An 18,374-nucleotide genomic window follows, 5' to 3' on the forward strand; every position below is an offset into this window, starting at 1 on the left:
CCGACGGTAAAGAGATCATTGCTGGGATGTCATAGGCTCTTGCCGGTGGAGCAAGAATCGACTTTGGATGCCACCGTCAGGATGCGGATCAGGTCTCTGCGCAAGGCGCGCGGCTGGTCGCTGGACAACCTTGCCGAGCGCGCGGGCATCAGCCCGTCGCAGCTCAGCCGCATCGAGACCGGGCACCGCCGTATCAGCCTCGACCAGCTCACCGCCATCTCCGGGGCGCTGGGCAAGTCGCTCGACGAACTCGTGGAGTCCCCCGATGACTCCGACGTTGTCATCCGGCCCACCCGCGATGAGGCCCGCGGCCTGACCACTTGGTTGCTCACCAGGGGCGACGGGCCCCAGGGGCTGACCGTCGCCAAGATGCGCATCACCGACCAGGCGGGCAGCGTCGCTCCGAACGACATGGGTGTCCATCCCGGCAGGGACTGGTTCACCGTGCTGTCCGGGACCGTCGTCCTATATCTCGGCGAACGCGTCATCCGCGTCGAGGCCGGCCAGGCCGCCTCGTTCTCGACCATGACCCCCCACGCCGTCCGCAGTGACCGAGGCCCCGCCGAGGTCCTGGTCATCCTCGACCACGAGGGCGACCGCAACCATCTCCAGACCTAAACCGACCGCGAGTGTCAACAACGCTTGTGGTCAATACACCTAGGCTGTGTATCGAAAGTGGATCTTGAGCTGTGAATGATCACGGTTCATGGGGCGTGGAGATCTCACGGACGAGCAGTGGGCGGTGCTGGAGCCGTTGTTGCCGAAGGGCGCCAGGGCGGGGCGGCCGCCCGTCTGGCAGCGGCGTCGGCTGATCGACGGCATACGGTTTCGGGTCCGGACCGGCGTTCCGTGGCGGGACGTGCCCGCCGAGTACGGACCGTGGAGCCGGGTCTATGACCTGTTCCGCCGATGGCAGCGGAGCGGGACCTGGCACCGAATCCTCACCCGGCTCCAGTCCCTGGCGGACGCGAAGGGGGCGATCACGTGGGACCTGAGCATCGACTCCACGGTGTGCCGCGCCCATCAGCATGCGGCCGGGGCCCGCAAGCAGGGCGACCTGCAGAAGGAACCGCCGGGCGGCATCTTCAACGAGCCCCATGATCACGGGCTGGGAAGATCACGCGGCGGGTTCACCACCAAGCTGCACCTGGCCGTCGAACAGGGTCAGAAGCCCATGTCGATCGTGGTCACGGCAGGACAGCGCGGTGACTCTCAGTTCGAACCCGTGCTGGAGAAGGTCCGCGTGCCCCGCATCGGACCGGGCCGGCCACGCGTCCTCCCCGACCGCGTGCGTGCCGACAAGGCGTACGCCTCCCGCAAAAACCGCGCTTACCTGCGCCGCCGCGGAATCCGCTGCACCATCCCGGACAAGGCCGACCAGGCACGCAACCGCCAGAAGCTCGGATCCCGCAGAGGCCGACCCCCGCACTTCGACCCGGTCGACTACCGCGAGCGCCATGCGGTCGAGTGCGGGATCAACCGCCTCAAGAGGAACCGTGCTGTCGTCACCCGATACGACAAGCTGACGGTCCGCTACGAGGCGACCGTCCTCATAGCGGCCATCGGCGAATGGCTATGACCAGCGCACATCAAGCGCGTCCAAAACCAGCCCGCAGGCATGAAGGTGCTCTCACTCCACGGCAGCATTGAGGAGGATCTGCGCCAGCTCGCGCGGCTGGGAGAACATCGGCCAATGGCCGGTGTCCATCTTGGCCAGCCGCCAGTGCTTGCTGGTCAGCAGCTCGGCCAGGTCTTCGTCGGGCTCGGCGTCGTCGGGCTCGGCCCCCGGCATCACGCACAGGATGTATGTCGCCGGAAGTTCACCGAGCGGCCCCGCCAGGACAGCGGGCTCGGTCAGCGTGGCCCCCGGGTGAGGCGTCGAGCCGCGCACGAGGCGTGCGATCTGCTCATCGGTGAGACCTTCGCCGTCGTAATGAGCAGCTGGCGCAAGCGGCCAGAACCCCCCATTCTCGGCGATCGACGCCTCCACTGCCGCCCCGCCCTCCGGCCAGGCGGAGACAAACGACTCGCCGTCCGTGGGAACGCTTGAGTCGACGAATACCACGCGGGCCAGTCGGTCGCCGATCCGCTCCGCGGCCTGACCGACCGGGATGCCCGAGTAACTGTGACCCACCAGGACCACGTCACGCAGATCCTGGCGTTCTACCTCGGCAACGATGTCCTGGACGTGAGTCGCTTGCCCTGCCGGTACACCCCGCTTGTCAGCAAGACCGGACAGCGTCAACGGATAGACGCCGTGGCCAGCCGCACGCAGATACGGCACCACCTCGCCCCACGCCCACGCCCCGAGCCGCGCACCGGCCACCAGCACGAAATTCACCATGCCCGCACCGTAGCCGGGCAGCCTGACGATCTTCTAGGAAATACTTTCGATACAGGCCCTAGTCGGCCTTGGCCGGCTTGCTGCAGAACTCCGCCTCGAAGACGTCCGCGTACGGCTTGCCGTCCTCCAGCCAGTCACTGTTGAGGTGGAACGTCAGGCTGTGCTTGCCGTTCGCGGTGGTGGCCGAGCTGGAAAGCGATCCCCAGACGATGCCGTCGTGACCGTAGACCTTCTTGCCGCAGCTGAGGGTGCGCACGATCAGCCCGAGGCCGTAGTCGAAGAAGGTGCCCGTCTTGACCGTGGTCAGCAGCTCCTTCTGCTGCGCGGGCTTGAGCAGCTTGCCCTGCATCAGGCTGCCGTAGAACCGGTTGAGGTCGCCGGTGGTGCTGATGACCTCGCCGGTGGCACCGGACCAGGCGGGGTTGTACTCCGTGGCGTCGTAGACCTCGGGGCCCGGCTTCTCGGCGTAGAGCTTGGAGTAGCCGATCGCGTAGGGCGCGGGCATCTTCGGGTTGGTGCCGGGGAAGGTCGTCTCCCTCAGGCCCAGCGGCTTGATGATGCGCTGCGTGGCCTCCACCCCGTACGGGTTTCCCGACACCTTCTCGATGATCATGCCGGCCAGCACGAAGTTGGTGTTGGAGTAGTGCCACTTCGATCCGGGCTCGAAATCCGGCGCGTACTTGAGGCCCATGTCGACGATCTGCCGCGGGGTCCGGGTCTCGAAGCGGTGCGCGAGGAAGCCCGGACCGTTCATGTACGCGCGCCACTCAGGAGTCTCGACCATGTCGTGGATCCCGCTGGTGTGGTTGAGGAGCTGACGGACCGTGACCTTGTTGCCGTCGTTTCCGTTTCCCTGGACCACGCCGGGCAGCCAGTGCTCCACGGTGTCGTCCAGGCTCAGCTTTCCCTCGCCCTCGAGCTGCAACAGGACAACGGCGACAAAGGACTTGGTGATGCTGCCGGCCCGCATGTGGTCCTTGGCGGTGCGCTTGCGCTGGGTGGCGACGTCGGCGTAACCCGCCGAGCCGAACCACCGGCCCTCGTTTGTCTGTGTTTCGGCCGCGACCCCGTACATCCCCGCCCGCTGAACGGCGTTGAGGGCTTCCTGCGTCGCGCTGTGGTCCGCTGCCGTGGCCGTGGCGGCGGGCTTCGCGGGCGCCGACGGGGCGGCGACAGCGGAACCGGCGGTGCAGGCGAGGGCGGCCACGGTGCTGACGGCGGCCGTGGCGGCCCACGCCAGACGGCCACTGTGATGACGTGTGGTGAGCATCGACATAGTGCTTCCCCCCAGAGGCAACTCGGCCGGATTTTCCGCCCGAGGGCCCCAGATTTTACGTCACCAAGATCGCGGAGACATGACCGGTCGGGTGCCCGCAGGACCGTTGGTGGGCGCAGCCGTGGGCAAGTGCGGCTGTGGCAGAGGTGATCCGCATCCGCGCGGCGTCGGTGCGGGGAGTGCAGGGCCCGCTGGCGGTCTGCGGGGAGGCGCTCCTGCCGTCCGAGTGGTCATCGAAGCGCGGCGCATACGTGTCGTTGTGTACGTGTGCGGGAGCACGGTGCGTGCACGCGAGCGCTGGGGAGGCGCGGAGACCAGCAGACGGATCACGGGTGATGCCGTGGTGCGCCTTCGCCGTGCGAGTGCGAGTGCGAGTGCGTGGGCGGCGGTGCGTATCAACTCACCTGCGGGGAGCCGGTCGGCCGCGGGCTGCGGGCGGGGCACGGGCTGCGTCGTCATCGGTTCACCTTTCGCCTTGCGGGTGTTCGGGTGTTCGGGTGTTGCGGACAGGCCCTAGTCGGCCTGCGGGGGACGGTCCTCGCAGGGGAGCAGCAGGGTGCGGTCGCGGGCGTCGTACTCGAAGAGCTCGGCGTACCGGCCCCAGCTGATCGCGACGTGGAGCTGCCGCTGTGCCGCGAGCTCCGAGGAGTTCGTGCGCAGGCGGTCGGTGACGTGCTCCTCGCGCAGGCGTCCGTCGGCGGATGCCGTGAGGAGGGTGCGGATGGTGGCGATGAGCGGGACGTTGGCGAGCACCGCGGCGGCGAAGAGGTGCTTGCGGGTCAGGATGTCGGCGGCCGCGAAGCCGCTGCCGGTGGTCGTCAGGCGCAGCTTGCCGTCCCTGATCCGGGCGTAGGCGAGCGCCTCGGCCGCCTCCACCAGCGGCATCAGGTCGTCGACCGCGTACACCAACGCGTCGGAGAGCGCGGGGAGTTCGACGGCGCCGCCGCGGTTGTCGAGTTCTTCGAGGAGGCCGGTGAGCTGCTCGACGTTCACGAGCGGCAGTGGCTTCGCGGCGCGCAGCGGGTCGTGCGGGCCGGCGGTTGCCGGGGATTCGGCCCGCTGGCCGGTGAGGGACTCGTACGCGTCCTCGATCAGGGCCTCGAAGCCGCGCGTGTGGCGGTTGCGGGGGCGCGGCAGGTCCACCCGGAGTTCGACCTCGATGGTTCCGGGGTCGGTGCCGAGGATGAGGATGCGGTCGGCGAGCTGGACGGCCTCCTCGATGGAGTGGGTGACCAACAGGGCGGTGCGGGTGGGGCTTTCGGGGTGGGTGAGCAGTTCGAGGAGATCGTTGCGCAGCGTCTGTGCGGTCAGGACGTCCAGGGCGGAGAACGGCTCGTCCATCAGGAGTACGTCCGGCCGCACGACCAGCGCGCGGGCGAAGCCGACGCGCTGGCGCATGCCGCCGGAGAGCTCCTTGGGGTAGGCGTTCTCGAAGCCGTCGAGGCCGACCATGTCGATGGCCGCGAGCGCCCGCTCCCGGCGCTCGGCGGGCGCGACGCCCCGTGCCTGCAAACCCAGTTCGACGTTCTGCTGCACCGTGAGCCAGGGCATCAGGGCGAAGGACTGGAAGAGCATGGCCGTGCCGGGGTTGGGGCCGTCGACCGGCTTGCCGCGGTAGTGGACGGTGCCGGAGGACGGGGCGAGGAGCCCGGCGACGTGGCGCAGCAGCGTCGATTTGCCGGAGCCGGACTTGCCCAGGAGGGCGACGATCTCGCCCTCGTGGAGGGTGAGGTCGATGTCGTGGAGGACCGGGAGCACGTCGCCGCCGGGGGTGGAGAAGTGCTTGTGCAGGCCGGTGACGGTGATGACGGACGTCTCGGTGATGACGGGGACACGTACGACTGCGGTGTTGCTGAGGTTCATGGGATCGCTCCTTGGCAGTGGAGGGAGAGGGAGGGGGAGGGGTGGGGCGGCGGCGCGCTCGCCGTGCGTGGCCCGGCCCGGCCCGGCCACAGGCACGTGGCCGGGCCACGGGTGACAAGTGACAGGTCACAGGGCGCAGCGGCGCTGTGCGAAGCGGTAGAGGCGGCGCCAGAGCAGGCGGTTGATGATCACGACGTAGACGCTCATGAGGACCGCGCCGAGGAAGTTGCGGGCGAAGTCGCCCGAGTCGGTGGCCTGCGTGATGTACGCGCCGATGCCGACGGCGGTGAGCGTGGTGGTGCCGTAGCTGACGAGCTCGCCGGGGATGGAGGCGTTCCAGGCGCCGCCGGACGCCGTCAGGGCGCCCGTCGTGTAGGAGGGGAAGACGGCGGGCAGGATCAGCTTCTTCCAGCGCAGCCAGCCGCGCAGCCCCAGGTTGTCGGCGGCCTCGCGCAGGTCGCCCGGGATGGCGCTGGCGCCGGCGATCACGTTGAACAGGACGTACCACTGGGCGCCGAGGGCCATCAGCGCGATGGCGCCCCAGTTCAGGGAGATGCCGGAGGCGTGGAGCGCCACGATGGCCAGCGGGAAGAGGAAGTTGGAGGGGAAGGAGGCAAGGACCTGGACGATCGGCTGTGCGATGCGGTTGACCTTGGGGTTCATGCCGATCCAGGCGCCGATCGGCACCCACACCAGCGTGGAGAACACCACGAGGATCATGACCCGGCCGTAGGTGATCAGCGCGAGCCAGGCCGCGTGCCCGACCTCGCCGACGGGCACGTTGGCGAGGATGTACGCGCAGGCGTGCCAGAGGATCAAGGCGAGGGCCACGGCATAGAGGACGTAGAAGACGAGGTCGGCGCGCCTGCGGCGGACCGGGTCGTGGTGCAGCCGCCCGGGGCTGGTGCCGAGCACGCGCATGGCGCGGTCGAGGCGCTCACCGGCCGGGCGCAGCATCCGCCCGAGCAGCGAGGGCACGGCCGAGCGGCGCAGCAGGTTCAGGAACCAGCTGCGGGGCTGCTCGGCGATCTCGCAGTCCTCGGTGCGGAACCGCTCGGCCCAGGCCGTGACGGGCCGCCAGAAGAAGAAGTTGACGGACACGACCATCGTGATCATGACGGCGATGGCCAGGGCGACCCGTGAGCCCTCTCCGTTGTCCAGGGCCTGGGCCACGTACGAGCCGACGCCGGGCAGGCCGTTGTCCTTGCCGTGCACGCTGATCGTCTCGGAGGCGGACAGCGCGAACCACGCGGCGCCGAAGCTGATCATGCCGTTCCAGACCTGGGCGATCATGCCGCTGGGCACGTCCACCTTCCAGAACCGCTGCCATCGGGTGAGACGGAGCAGGCGGGCCGCCTCGTCGAGGTCCTTCGGCTGGGTGGTCAGGGACTGGTAGAAGGCCATCGCCATGTTCCACACCAGTGCGGTGAACACCGCGAAGACGGAGGCGAGTTCGAGGCCGAGAGTGGAGCCGGGGAACAGCGCGATGAATCCGGTAACGGTGATGCTCAGGAAGGTCAGGACCGGCACCGACTGCAGGATGTCGATGGCCGGCACGATCACCTTGGCCGCGCGCCGGGAGCGGGCGGCCCAGGTGCCGAAGACGAAGGTGAAGATCACCGCGGGGACCAGTCCCGCGAACATACGGAGCATGGAGCGGCCCGCGTAGTAGGGCAGTTGGCCCGGGTCGGTGGAGACGACCGGTGGCTGATCGGCGTCGAAGGGCTGGTCGGCCGAGGCGCCGAGGCGGGCCACGAGATAGAAGACCGCGACGATGCCGAGCAGGACGAGCACGTCGACGGGGCGCGTGCGGGCGACGCGGACAGCGCCGCGGGAGGGGAACTGGCGGAGTTTCGACATGGGGAACCCGGAAGGTCATGCGGGCACGGCGGCGGGGCGCGGGGCTCCGCGCGGGCACGGCCCGGGGGACGGGTAGGGGCGAGAGCCGGAGAGCGGCAGCCGGAGGCTGCATGCGGCAGCGGAACGCCGAACAGGGCGGCAGCACAGCGATGGCTCTGCCGAGACTGAGAAGAAGAATGCTGAGATCAGGCGGCGAAGCGCCGAGGCCGGTCACCGGGAACGACACACCGGTCACGGCGGGACGGGCTACTGGGAGGGTCGCCGTAGAACACAACGACCACCTCCTCTCGTCCTCGGCCAGGGCGCGTGGTCGGTTCCCGCGCCGCCCGTTCACCATGCCGAACGGCCTCTGAAGGCGACCTGAAGCACCTGAACCGCTCTTCAGGAAGGCCCTCGCACCCCTTGGCTAATCTATCGATATTCGATAGGTTCCCATCGTGGTTCGATGGGAGGACGGGGCATGGGAAAGCTGACAGTGCGCGCGCTGCGCGCCGTGCTCGTGCTGGTGCTCACCGGCACCGTGTTCGTACAGGCATTGATGGTGTGGGCGTTGGTCAGCGGGAAGGACCCGGAGGACGGGTCGCTCCCGCTGACCCCGCTGCGTGTGATCACGATCCTGGGCATCGGGACGGTCCAGATCGCCCTGGTCTGTGTAGGGCGACTGGTGACGATGGTGCGACGCGGAACCGTGTTCTCCCACGCAGCCTTCCGGTACGTGGATGTCATCATCGGCGCGATTGTCGCGGCTGCCCTCGTGTGGTTCACGGTCACGGCCCTCAACGCACCCGGCCAGCGGGACGACCCGGGCGTCACCCTCATCATGGGCGGGATCGGCCTGGCCATCCTGGGAGTCGCGCTCATCGTGCTCGTGCTGCGGATGCTGCTCGCCCAGGCCGTCGCCCGCGACGTCGAAGCCACGCGGATGCAGGCCGAGTTGGACGAGGTGATCTGATGCCGATCACCGTCGAGATCGACGTGATGCTGGCCCGGCGGAAAATGTCCGTGGGTGAACTCGCGGACCGCGTGGGGATCACACCCGCCAACCTGGCGGTCCTCAAGAACGGCCGCGCCAAGGCGGTGCGCTTCACGACGCTCGCCGCGCTCTGCGAGGTGCTGAAATGCCAGCCGGGCGACCTGCTGCGCTGGGAGGCCGAGGACACCGCGGGCGAATGAACCGTGCCTGCCGACGCGTCACCGCCGATCCCGGTTGCCTTGGACCGTACCCGGGGCCCGGGCACGTTGCCGGCACTGGGCAGTCAGCCGCCCGGCTGCCGGTTGTTGGCGTTGTGCCACCGCAGATACGCTTCCAACTCCCCACCGCACGAACCATGACCCGGCCTCGAGCCTCCAAGATCCGTGGAGAATACGCATGAGTGATGTGGGCTTCGGCACCGGCAAAGTGGTCGTGAACCGGGCGATGTCGCTGGACGGCTTCATCGCCGGCCCGGGCCACGCGATGGACTGGATCGCCGAGCACCTGACCGCGGCCGAGGTCCCGGAGGTCATGGCGGCCACGGGCGCCATGCTCATCGGCCGGGGCACGTACGAGGTCGCCAAGCGCATGGCCGACCAGGACACCGCGTACGACGGGGGAGCACAGTTCGTCCTCACGCACGAGCCTCCCGAGGAGCCGGACCCTGCCGTCACGTTCCTCACCTGTGGACTTGAGGAAGCCGTTGCCACGGCACGCGACGCCGCGGGCGGCAAGAACCTCGAGATCCTCGGTGCCGACGTGGCCGCCCAGTGCCTGCAGCACGGGCTCGTCGACGAGATCCTGGTGTACGTCCTACCGGTGCTGCTGGGCGACGGCGTCCGCTTCTCGCCCCCAAGCCTCGGCAGGATCGACCTGGAGCCCTTCAGCAACACCCAGTCGGGCGCCGTCACGACGCTCCGCTTCCGCGTGCGGAAGTAGCCGCGACCCTCCAACAGCTGGTGCGACCGCGAACGTTCGCGCCTGCCACGCCGTCTCGGCAGACCCGGGTGCCCAGGTGTCGGGCCGACCGCGAGGCCGACCCGCCCCCTGCGCACCAGCCGCCCCCCCCCCCGCACGGTGCGGGGGTCAGACCAGGGTGTCGAAGGTGTAGTAGGGAGTGTGGTCGAGCAGGTCGGCCGGGGTGACGTCGTTCCACGGCCGCATGGTGTCGTTCAGGTCGACGACGTCGGGGGTGTCGGCGTCCGGCAGATACGGGGCGTCGGGATGGCGCTGCTGCCATTGGGCCCAGAGCTTGTCGACGAAGGCGTGATGGAGCCAGAAGACAGGGTCGTTGGGGGAGACGCCGGTGGCCATCTGGCCGCCGACCCAGACGTGGACCCTGTTGTGGAGGTTGGCGCCCCTCCAGCCCTCGAGGTGGTTGCGGAAGCCCTGGGAGGCGCTGTTCCAGGGGGCCGTGTCATACGTGGAGAGGGAAAGGACACGGTCGACCTCGGCCCGGGTGGGCAACTGCGTTCCTTGGGCGCCCAGGGCGCGGCGCAGGTAGCGGCGTCCGTCGACGCTGACGTTGACGGGCCACCCCTTGCCGGCGGCGCTGAAGGGCCCGTCCATGACTTGCCCGTCGCGGGCCCGTCCGGTGCCGCCGAGGAAGTCGGGCGCCCACAGCGAGGCGGCGGGGGTGCGGTCGGCGGTCCAGTCCCAGTAGGGCAGCGTCACCGATGCGTCGATGGCCTGCAGGTCCTGTTCGAACTGGATGAGGAACCTGCGATGCCAGGGCAGGAACGACGGCGACCGGTGACCGACGCGGTCCCCGAAGTCGGTGTCGCTCATGATGAATGCGTTGTGCGTGGTGACGTAGGCGTCGTACCTGCCGCGGCGTTTGAGTTCCAGCAGGGCCTCGACGAAGCGCCGCTTCTCGTCGGCGGTCAGGGCGGCCTGGTTCTTCCGTAAGGACACGATGCTCCTCCGGCCGGGGTCAGCGGGTGGCGAACGGGACCAGGTCGGCCCCCTGGAGGTCGACGACGGCCGCCCGGGTGAGCTGGCGGGGAGTGGCCATCGGCGCGTAGTGGTTCACCACGCTGATCCACGTGCCGTCCGCGTTCCGCATCACGTGCAGCTCGCGGCCGTCGATGAACACGGCGTAACCACCGCCGTGGTGAGGGCCGTCGGCCGTGGGCGAGCCCTGTATATGGCGGCCCTGGAACACCTCGTCGAAGGCTTCCGGCACCGTATTGCCGGACAGGGGAGCGGCGGCATTGCCGGACGGGTGAGCGGTGGCGTGGGCCTTGGTGGCGGTGAGAGCCGCGACGGTGAGGCCGGCGGTGGCGCCGGAGGCCAGGCCCAGGGCATGACGGCGGGTGAGTTGAGACATGGCGATTCCCCGATACGTGGGTGAGCTGGTTGATGCGAGATGCGAGATGCGCGATACGAGGTGCGCGATACGAGGTGTGCGATACGAGGTGCGAGATGCGCGAGATGTACGAACTGAGGGAATGGACGAGGTGGGATTCGAACCCACATGCCCCAGGGGGGGGCGGCGGATTTTAAGTCCGCTGCGTATGCCGCTTTCGCCACTCGTCCGCGAGCCGCAGGCAGCCGCCTGCGGCCGGCTTGACCGGATCGCGTTCGGTCAGCCCTGCTGCGCAGGCAAGACGGCGATGTGCCGGGCCGGGTCCGTCACATCAGTGACCGTGTAGGTGGCGGTGATGGCGGCGGAAGCGATCGAAGTGGGGCAGAAGAAGCCGCCCTCGATCTTGACCGGGATGGACGCACCGGCGAAACGCAGTGCGGACGGTGCGCCGTTGGTCCACGCTGCCCGCGCATGCGCAGCAGCGTCGGGTGCGGCCGTCACGGCGCAGCTCAGCAGTCCGCTGGTCGTCAGCGTGAACCCCTGGGCAGGGATGATGAGTTCGGCGGGAGCGCCGTTGCGCAGGGCGAGCCGCCAGGTGCCGTGGTCGGAGTTGGTGGTGATGTCTGCCTTGAGGCCGGGGGCGTTGGTGGTGCACTCCTTGAACGTCGGTGGCGCGATGTCCAGGACGACCGGGCCGTCGGGGCTGGTGTTGGCGGGCCGGTCGGGGACCCGGTTGAGCTTGCCCGTGGACGGTGTTGTCGTGGACCGGGCGCAGGTGATCTTCACCGGTCCTGCGTCGAGGACGACGTCGCCTTCTGCCGCTGCCGAGAACCGGTGGCCGCTGGGGGTGACGGTGGTGCCGGCAGCCGACGCGACGGGCTCGTCGTCGGCCGCGGCCGATGGGGCAAGGGTGAGGACGGCGGCGATGCCCAGTGCGCATCCGTGCAGGACGGGGCTGTGCATCGGTGAGTTGACGCGCAAGACAGGCTCCTTGTGTCGAGGCGGGGGATCGGCCCCTGATGTTGAGGCAACTTCCGCTGCGATGAGCTCTTGTGACGGACCGCTGCACGACGCATGCCGCCGACAGCCCGATACGGCTGCGCCTGGTGACCTCGGCCGGTGAAGTCACGGTCCCCAAGGGCGTGTTGCTGCCGCGCCGCAGCAGACGTCGCGCGGGGCCTCTGGCCGAGAGCGGCGTGCGACGGTCAGGCCGTCGAGCACCTGCTGCTCGACGGCCTGACGGGATGAGCGGGCCTGCTCATCCGGGGCGCACGGTCAGAGCTGGAACAGGTACGACGCGTTGAGGTTCTTTACGCACGTGTTCGGGAACGTGTGCTCGTAGCTGACGCGCTTGCCCTTCCAGTAGCCGTCCACGGTCACCGTGACCGGGCGGTACTCCAGGGTGCATGCCTTGTTCTGGTTCAGGCCGGCCAGGCTGTCGAAAGCGCCGTCGACACGCATGAGGTCCTCGCACGCCTTGACCGCGTGAGGGTGATCGCCGGTCACCGACGGTGCGCATCCCAGGCTCACCGTGCGCTCCGCGCGCATGCTCTGGGCGTTCTCCCCGTGGCCGACGCCGATCACGAGCCGGGACTGGGGCTCCGGGGAGGCGGCTGCGGCCGTGCCCGCGGTGGCTATCAGCAAGGTCGCCCCCAGCGAGGATGCGATTGCCGTTCTCTTGGTCAGGGTGCGCATGAAGGACTCCTTCGTCGTTGATCATGCCGACGAGGTGCAGTCTTGCCCAACCGCACACCAGAACGACAACCGAGGGGAAACGTTTAGACACTCACGGTGAGTACTGCCTGGCCAAATGACGACCTCACCACCAAAGCTCCAACTATGGGTAGAATTAACGAAGTTGTTGCACTTCGGGTGTATGCGCGACAGTGAGGCGATCCGCCCGAGACTGGCGAGGTGCTTGCTCGGGGCGGGCTTCAAGCCAGGGTATTTAGGCTCAAAAGGGGCAAGTGGACCTGGCTGGCGCGGATGCGCGGTGCCGCTTGCGCGTCAGCCGTCGAGGCGCGCCAGGGTGAACTCAGTGCGACAGGGCCGAAGTCGACGCCCCGCCGGAGTCCCGCACCCTTGGCCGCGCTGCCCTGGGCAAGGCCACGAGAGGGAAGGGTCACGGCGTGGGGGAGTGGCGCCCCATGCCGTAGTTGATCTTGAATTCTGTGCCAGAACTCCCCGTGCCCGACGGCACGTTGCTCGTCCGGGGAAGGCGCCCCGTCTTGTGCCGGGTGGGGGCGGGAGGTGCATGTGCTGGGAGAGTCATCCGCGGCGTGCGCCGGGTCCGGGGCGGGGATGTTCGACCGCTGCGCGGGTGGGCAGTCCGCGCAGCAGTGTGTCGAGGTAGGGACCGAACCGCGGACCTGCGGTGTCCGCATCGGGGTCGTCGGCCGCGGCCCCCAGCCAGCGCACCACCCCGAATCCGAAGACGAACCAGCTCTGCTCGGCCTCCTCCTCGCCCGCTCCCGCGGTGCGGAAGGCCGCGATCACTCTGGTGCGCAACCGCGCGAAGGACTCCGGGTGATGACGGTGTGGGCGCGCGACGTGTGCGGCGTACCCGGGCACGGCCAGGAACTCGTCGTGCATGGCCCACGCGAGCCGCGCCAGCCACTCCCGCCAGTCGTCGGGCCCCGGGTCCTCCGTCGGCAACACCCGCTCGACCATGACCTCGCTGACCAGATCGAGAACGCCGTCACGATCGGGCACCCACCGGTAGAGCGACGAGTGCGAGACGCCGAGCCGGGACGCGAGCTCCCTCATGGTCAGCGTCTCCATGGCGCCCTGCAGCGCGGCTTCGACGATGCGCTCCCGGCTCAGTCGTGGCGGCCGGCCAGGCCCGCTTCGGGTCGTGTTCATCGCCTTCATCGCCGCCAGCGTAGGCCATGCAGCCAGTTAGTGACCATTGGTCGCTAACTCTGCTAGCCTCGCGCCATGGCCATCGCAGAAGCGCATGAGGCAGAAGCAGTACATGAGATCGCCGCGTCGGAGCTGCCGATGCCGGACGCCCAGAACGTGATCCTGCGGGAGCTGCGCACACTCGCGGACCGAGCCGAGCCCTTCACCGCGATCCTGTTCATGCCCGCCCCGCCCGAGCGCCCCGAACCGCAGCCGGCGGGAGCCGCCACCGACCGTGTACGCGCACTCAAGGCATTGCGGCCCGCGTTGACGGCCCACTGCCGCGGGATCGCATTCGTGACACCGGCCGACATCCCGCGGGAGCGTGCGAAGGCCGTCCACAGCGGAGAGAACCTCTGGGGCTGCCCCACCATGGCCACCCAGGACCCGACCGCGGCACGCGCCTGGGCCGAAGCCCGCGCCACGGAAGCGTCGGGATGACCAACTACCGGTCGCCGCGGCACCATGAGCCCTTCCTGCCTGCCCGACGTGCCGGACTCGGAGTACGGGATGCACGGGGGCCTGTCCGTCCGCGACCGCACCGACTACATCAAGGACGCGGTGGACGCGGCCGACGGTGATGTGGACTTCGCGGGCACGGACCTCGTGATCGTGCCCGCGGATCCCTACGCGCCCGGGGCCGGCAACATCAGCGGAGCCCCCGTCGCAGGGCAACGGCGCCTTCGACCTGCCCAGCCCCGCCGGCGCCACCCTCAAGGGCTCCCTCACCCTCAACTCCGGCCCCGTGCCCCAGACCAACATCCTGCGGCACGAACTGGACCGCACCATGCCCCTGCCCGACCTGTACGACACGCCAAAGTCGGGCGGGGCGGCTGGTCGCGATTTTCGGAAGGAGGCAATCTCCTGGACGCTTCCGCAGGGGCAATGCTCTAGTCCCGGGCATGACCACTGTGACGAAGCTTTCGCCGGCCCCTGTCATCGACGAAACGACCCGGCTCCTGGTCGAGCATTACGTGTTCCCCGAGATAGCTGAGCAACTCGCCGGCCTGCTGCAACGACGCCTCGACCAGGGCGCCTACCACGTCGACAGCGCCGAGGAACTCGCCAAGCTGGTCACCGCGGACCTGCAGTCCCTCAACGACGACCGACACCTGCGCCTGAAATACCACGCCACCCCCGTCCCCGCGAAAAAAGGGGCGGCCAACTTGGAGGCCATGCGCCGGGACTTCGACACCTCACTGGGCGGCGCGCCGCGGGTGGAACTGCTCGACCACGAAATAGCCGTGGTCGAACTGGCACCGATGCTGTTTCCACTGGAATGGGCCGCCGAACCGCTGAGCGCAGCCCTCAGTCTGGCCTCCCGCGCCCAGGCGTTGATCGTGGACCTGCGCGCCAACCTCGGCGGCGACCCCGACACGGTGGCCTTCGCCGCCAGCTACCTACTGGACCAGCGCACCCACCTCAACACCATGTACTGGCGCGGCGACCAGCGCAGCGAACAGTCCTGGAGCCTGCCCCATGTCCCCGGCACACGCTTCGGCGCCAGCAAGCCCCTCTACCTGCTCACCAGCACGAACACCTTCTCTGCCGCCGAGGAACTCGCATACGACCTGCAGCAGCTCGGCCGCGCCGTTGTCGTCGGCGAGCCCACCCGCGGCGCAGCGCACCCGTGCGACGGCTGGACGGTGCACCCACACCTGGAAGTCACCGTCCCCGTCGGCCGCGCGATCAACCCCACCACCGGCACAAACTGGGAAGGCACCGGCGTACAACCGAACATCCCCTGCGCAGCGGCTGACGCCCTCGACCGCGCTCACACACTGGCCCACACCCAACTGACAGGCTGACCCGGGCCAGATCACGACACCAGGGCGCACAGCGCCTCCGGATTCCACCGCGGCGCGTGACTTCGGGCAGGGGGACTTGCTGGAGCCGGGCCCATGGCGGTCCTGGGCCATCAACTCCTGCCAGCAGAAGGCGTGTTCATCGGCACACCCCTCCCTTCAGCACCTCCCGCCTCGGCGTGCATACTGAGCGCCCGGAAGGCCGACGGGGGAGACGGGGCCGACAGTCCAGGATCCTCCTCAGGCGGTGCCAGGCCGGGAGTCTGACGGTGCGTCATCCGGTGGGACGTCGGATGAGGTCACCCGAGGTTGTCTCCTCGGCCCGCACTTATGCGAAGCACCGCGCGTGGCCCGAGTTCCCTACTTCTCAGGAGCCGTCTTGCACATACCCAGATACGTCACCGCTGTCTGTGCCGCCGCCGCGGCGACGGTCATGGCCACCTCCACGTCCGCGGCCGCGGAGACCGGCCCGACGCAGGACAATTTCCTTCCCGCCATGTTCTATTCCATCCTCCGCCTCGACATCGATCCGCCGGGCGCCAACGACTGGAACTGCCGTCCCAGCGCCGCCCATCCGCGTCCGGTCGTCCTGGTGCACGGCACCTACGAGAACCGCTACAACAACTGGGCCCGGATGTCCCCCGAGTTGAAGGCCCAGGGCTTCTGCGTCTACGCCCTCGACTTCGGCGACACCGACGACGCCGGAGTGGCTCTCGCCCCCACCGTCAAGGGCTACGGAGACATCAAGAAGTCCTCCAAGGAACTGGCCGCCTTCGTGGACAAGGTGCTCGCCGCCAGCGGCTCCGACCAGGTGGACCTCGTCGGCCACTCCCAGGGCGGAACCCTGTCCCGCTGGTACCTCAAGGCCGACGGCGGCGCGAACCCGAGCGACCCCTCGAAGAACAAGGTCAAGAAGATCGTTCAACTCGGCGCGACCAACCACGGCACCACCATGAGCGGCATCGAGACACTCGCCGACAAGCTCCACATGCTGGAAGCCGGGGAGAAGCCCCTCGGGAAGGCGGGCGTCCAGCAGTACGAGAAGTCCGACTTCATCAAGGAGCTCAACGCCGACGGGGACACCGTTCCCGGGGTCGAATACACCGTGATCGCCACGAAGTTCGACGAGATCACCACCCCCTGGCGGAGCACGTTCATGACGGCGGGCCCCGGAGCAAAGGTGCAGAACATTACCTTGCAGGAGGGCTGCTTCGTCGACCTCTCCGCCCATCTGAGCATGTCGTACAGCCCGCGTGCGATCGGACTGGTGAAACGGGCCCTGGACCCCTCGGCCCCGGCGGCGCCCTGTGTGCCGAGGGCACCCGCCTTCTGATCCCGGTCAGCGGGTCCGCCCTGGCTGATCCTGATCGTCGAAACCGTTGGCGGCGGCCTGCTGGTGAACTCGCCGCGCTACCAGCCGAGGCATGGCGCGACCGGTTTGCCTCCTGTGTTCCTGACACGCGTGAGTGATACAAGAGGAGACTTCTGATCGGCCAGGTGATTGCCCAGGGCCGAGCCCCTGGGCCTCGGCCAACTGCCCAGTCCCACAACGAAAGTGATGGAATGATACGTCCGTTACGCGCCCTCGGCGTTGTTGTCCTTCTCGCAGGTATGGCCTTCACAGCGGCTCCCTCCGCAGGCGCCGCCCCGGCGCAGCCCCCCGCCCCGAGCGCGCGGTCGCTCACGCCCATCGGGGGAGGCACGGGGATCGTCTTCCGGCTGAAGCCGACGCCCGAGGAGCCCACGAGCTACTACGTCTGCACCCTCACCGCGGTCGGCCGCGACGCGTCGGGCAACCTGGTGGGCCTCACCAACGCCCACTGCTTCATCGACGAGCAGGGCAACAAACTGGTCGGCGAGCAGGTCTACCGGGACACCTCACCGGCAGGAACGGCCGCCGCCCCCGCCGACCTCAACGCCAGCCGCCCCGACCTGGAGACGGGATCCATCGGCACGGTGACCTACGTCAGTACACCGAACAACCTGCTCAACACCGGACCCAAGGGCCTGGACTACGCGGTGATCAAGCTGGACGAAAGCCGGGTCGCCCCCACCAGCACCGTCGGATCCGTCACCATCACCTCGATCGGGGCGCCGCCCGCCAACGGGACCCGGATGTGCAAGCAGGGCCACCGGACCGGCCTCACCTGCGGCATCAAACTGGGCACCAACGGCATCTGGTTCACGCACCTCATCTGGACCGACGGCGGCGACTCCGGTTCCCCCGTCGTGAACGGCCAGACCCTGGTCGGCAACGCATGGGGCGCCCAGCACAGTTCGCCCATCCTGAGCATCATCGACGAGATGAACGCCAACGGCGGCGTCGGCGCCGGCTTCCACCTCGCGACCTGAAACCACTACGTGAATGCGGCGGCGGGCCCCGGCTTCGCGCCAGGGCCCGCCGCTGTCCCGAGGCGGGATCGCTGCGCCGCGTCACAGGGCCGTCGGCCCGCTCCCCGCCCTCCTTTCCGACATCCCACTCTGGAGCGCGGACGGTCACACCCGTTGCGGTGTTGCCGACAGGGGGCACCTGCGGAGTTGAGCCGGCCCCACAGCTGGGTGGTGCATATGTGGTGCACTATCGGTGTCGATGTGCTTCACTGAAGAGGTCCGTGCAGAGTGCCTTGACAGGAGTGAGCACCATGGCAGTTCCCCATCCCGAACACCCGGCCAGCGAGCGTTTCTCGGTGACCCTGGTACCCCCGGCTGTCGTCGCGGTCAACGAACTGGCTGAGACAGGACGCGTCAGCAAGGCCGACGTCATCAACCGGGCGGTGCTCCTGCTCGGGTTCGTCGAGCGCGAGCGGGCCAAGGGGGGCGAGCTGATGATCCGGACTCCGGACGGTGAACTGGAGCGCATCCACATCCTGTGACGGGGAAGCCCTGAGAGGCCCCATGCCTGACATCCGTCAGGTCTGACATCCGTCTCGAATCCCCAGAACAACACAGATGACACGGCGCAGGACGAGGACAGCGATCCTGAACGGGAACACGGGTGAGACTGTGAAGGGAAATTGAGGAGACTGCCGACGACCGGTGCGCCA

20 protein-coding genes and 1 tRNA gene are annotated in these 18,374 nt (G+C 68.7%); 10 read left to right on the forward strand and 11 right to left on the reverse strand.

Going from position 1 to position 18,374, the window contains the following annotated elements; genetic code table 11:
- Positions 1–81 precede the first annotated feature (81 nt).
- Together ACQB60_RS34640 and ACQB60_RS34645 are read left to right on the forward strand one after the other, a co-directional pair.
- Positions 82–618 carry a helix-turn-helix domain-containing protein gene (locus ACQB60_RS34640; RefSeq protein WP_496930083.1) on the forward strand — a complete coding sequence of 179 codons (537 nt, stop codon included), beginning with the start codon at positions 82–84 and terminating at the stop codon, positions 616–618.
- A gap of 88 nt (positions 619–706) precedes the next feature.
- Positions 707–1,579, forward strand: coding sequence for an IS5 family transposase (locus ACQB60_RS34645; protein ID WP_496930084.1), 873 nt, complete (start codon positions 707–709; stop codon positions 1,577–1,579).
- A 51-nt stretch (positions 1,580–1,630) separates the two neighbouring features.
- On the opposite strand, the gene ACQB60_RS34650 is transcribed toward ACQB60_RS34645, so the two are convergent.
- From ACQB60_RS34650 to ACQB60_RS34665, 4 genes are all read right to left on the reverse strand, one after another.
- Positions 1,631–2,344: an alpha/beta fold hydrolase gene (locus ACQB60_RS34650; protein ID WP_496930085.1), complete on the reverse strand. Its 714-nt coding sequence runs from the start codon at positions 2,342–2,344 to the stop codon at positions 1,631–1,633.
- 58 nt (positions 2,345–2,402) lie between these two features.
- Positions 2,403–3,614 carry a serine hydrolase domain-containing protein gene (locus ACQB60_RS34655; RefSeq protein WP_496930086.1) on the reverse strand — a complete coding sequence of 404 codons (1,212 nt, stop codon included), beginning with the start codon at positions 3,612–3,614 and terminating at the stop codon, positions 2,403–2,405.
- A 519-nt stretch (positions 3,615–4,133) separates the two neighbouring features.
- On the reverse strand, positions 4,134–5,483 hold the full coding sequence (locus ACQB60_RS34660; protein ID WP_496930087.1) for an ABC transporter ATP-binding protein: 1,350 nt from the start codon (positions 5,481–5,483) through the stop codon (positions 4,134–4,136).
- A 126-nt stretch (positions 5,484–5,609) separates the two neighbouring features.
- Positions 5,610–7,343, reverse strand: a complete 1,734-nt coding sequence (locus ACQB60_RS34665; RefSeq protein ID WP_496930088.1) for an ABC transporter permease — start codon at positions 7,341–7,343, stop codon at positions 5,610–5,612.
- Between the two features lie 460 nt (positions 7,344–7,803).
- On the opposite strand from ACQB60_RS34665, the gene ACQB60_RS34670 reads away from it, so the two are divergent.
- The 3 genes from ACQB60_RS34670 (at position 7,804) to ACQB60_RS34680 (ending at position 9,255) form a co-directional block, all read left to right on the forward strand.
- Positions 7,804–8,295 carry a DUF2975 domain-containing protein gene (locus ACQB60_RS34670; protein ID WP_496930089.1) on the forward strand — a complete coding sequence of 164 codons (492 nt, stop codon included), beginning with the start codon at positions 7,804–7,806 and terminating at the stop codon, positions 8,293–8,295.
- Entirely contained in the window at positions 8,295–8,516 is a 222-nt protein-coding gene (locus ACQB60_RS34675; protein ID WP_496930090.1) for a helix-turn-helix domain-containing protein, read from the forward strand. Before ACQB60_RS34670 ends, ACQB60_RS34675 begins: the two co-directional genes overlap by 1 nt.
- Positions 8,517–8,712: 196 nt before the next feature.
- Positions 8,713–9,255, forward strand: a complete 543-nt coding sequence (locus ACQB60_RS34680; RefSeq protein ID WP_496930091.1) for a dihydrofolate reductase family protein — start codon at positions 8,713–8,715, stop codon at positions 9,253–9,255.
- A gap of 147 nt (positions 9,256–9,402) precedes the next feature.
- Here ACQB60_RS34680 and melC2 read toward each other — a convergent pair whose 3' ends face one another.
- The 6 genes from melC2 to ACQB60_RS34710 form a co-directional block, all read right to left on the reverse strand.
- A complete protein-coding gene (gene melC2, locus ACQB60_RS34685) occupies positions 9,403–10,230 on the reverse strand; it encodes a tyrosinase MelC2 (RefSeq protein ID WP_496930092.1) in 828 nt (275 codons plus the stop codon).
- A 19-nt stretch (positions 10,231–10,249) separates the two neighbouring features.
- Entirely contained in the window at positions 10,250–10,645 is a 396-nt protein-coding gene (melC1, locus tag ACQB60_RS34690) for an apotyrosinase chaperone MelC1 (protein WP_496930093.1), read from the reverse strand.
- Positions 10,646–10,767: 122 nt separating this feature from the next.
- Positions 10,768–10,854, reverse strand: a tRNA-Leu gene (locus ACQB60_RS34695).
- Between the two features lie 49 nt (positions 10,855–10,903).
- Entirely contained in the window at positions 10,904–11,605 is a 702-nt protein-coding gene (locus tag ACQB60_RS34700) for a hypothetical protein (RefSeq protein ID WP_496930094.1), read from the reverse strand.
- Positions 11,606–11,899: 294 nt separating this feature from the next.
- Positions 11,900–12,319 (reverse strand): subtilase-type protease inhibitor, encoded by a 420-nt coding sequence (locus ACQB60_RS34705; protein WP_496930095.1) that lies wholly within the window; start codon positions 12,317–12,319, stop codon positions 11,900–11,902.
- Positions 12,320–12,892: 573 nt separating this feature from the next.
- Positions 12,893–13,495, reverse strand: a complete 603-nt coding sequence (locus ACQB60_RS34710; RefSeq protein ID WP_496930096.1) for a TetR/AcrR family transcriptional regulator — start codon at positions 13,493–13,495, stop codon at positions 12,893–12,895.
- Between the two features lie 66 nt (positions 13,496–13,561).
- On the opposite strand from ACQB60_RS34710, the gene ACQB60_RS34715 reads away from it, so the two are divergent.
- Both ACQB60_RS34715 and ACQB60_RS34720 read left to right on the forward strand, forming a co-directional pair.
- Positions 13,562–13,966, forward strand: a complete 405-nt coding sequence (locus tag ACQB60_RS34715) for a hypothetical protein (protein WP_496930097.1) — start codon at positions 13,562–13,564, stop codon at positions 13,964–13,966.
- Between the two features lie 461 nt (positions 13,967–14,427).
- On the forward strand, positions 14,428–15,333 hold the full coding sequence (locus ACQB60_RS34720) for a S41 family peptidase (protein ID WP_496930098.1): 906 nt from the start codon (positions 14,428–14,430) through the stop codon (positions 15,331–15,333).
- A 357-nt stretch (positions 15,334–15,690) separates the two neighbouring features.
- Here ACQB60_RS34720 and ACQB60_RS34725 read toward each other — a convergent pair whose 3' ends face one another.
- Positions 15,691–15,828, reverse strand: a complete 138-nt coding sequence (locus ACQB60_RS34725) for a hypothetical protein (protein WP_496930099.1) — start codon at positions 15,826–15,828, stop codon at positions 15,691–15,693.
- Here ACQB60_RS34725 and ACQB60_RS34730 point away from each other — a divergent pair.
- From ACQB60_RS34730 to ACQB60_RS34740, 3 genes are all read left to right on the forward strand, one after another.
- Positions 15,827–16,663 (forward strand): esterase/lipase family protein, encoded by an 837-nt coding sequence (locus ACQB60_RS34730; RefSeq protein ID WP_496930100.1) that lies wholly within the window; start codon positions 15,827–15,829, stop codon positions 16,661–16,663. The two genes, ACQB60_RS34725 and ACQB60_RS34730, sit on opposite strands and share 2 nt — an antisense overlap.
- Before the next feature lie 278 nt (positions 16,664–16,941).
- A complete protein-coding gene (locus tag ACQB60_RS34735) occupies positions 16,942–17,682 on the forward strand; it encodes a trypsin-like peptidase domain-containing protein (RefSeq protein ID WP_496930101.1) in 741 nt (246 codons plus the stop codon).
- A 290-nt stretch (positions 17,683–17,972) separates the two neighbouring features.
- Complete coding sequence (locus ACQB60_RS34740) at positions 17,973–18,203, forward strand: hypothetical protein (protein ID WP_496930102.1); 231 nt, start codon at positions 17,973–17,975, stop codon at positions 18,201–18,203.
- Positions 18,204–18,374 lie beyond the last annotated feature (171 nt).

Origin of the sequence: Streptomyces odontotermitis (assembly GCF_050510915.1) — a bacterium.
In the GTDB taxonomy this organism is placed as follows: domain Bacteria; phylum Actinomycetota; class Actinomycetes; order Streptomycetales; family Streptomycetaceae; genus Streptomyces.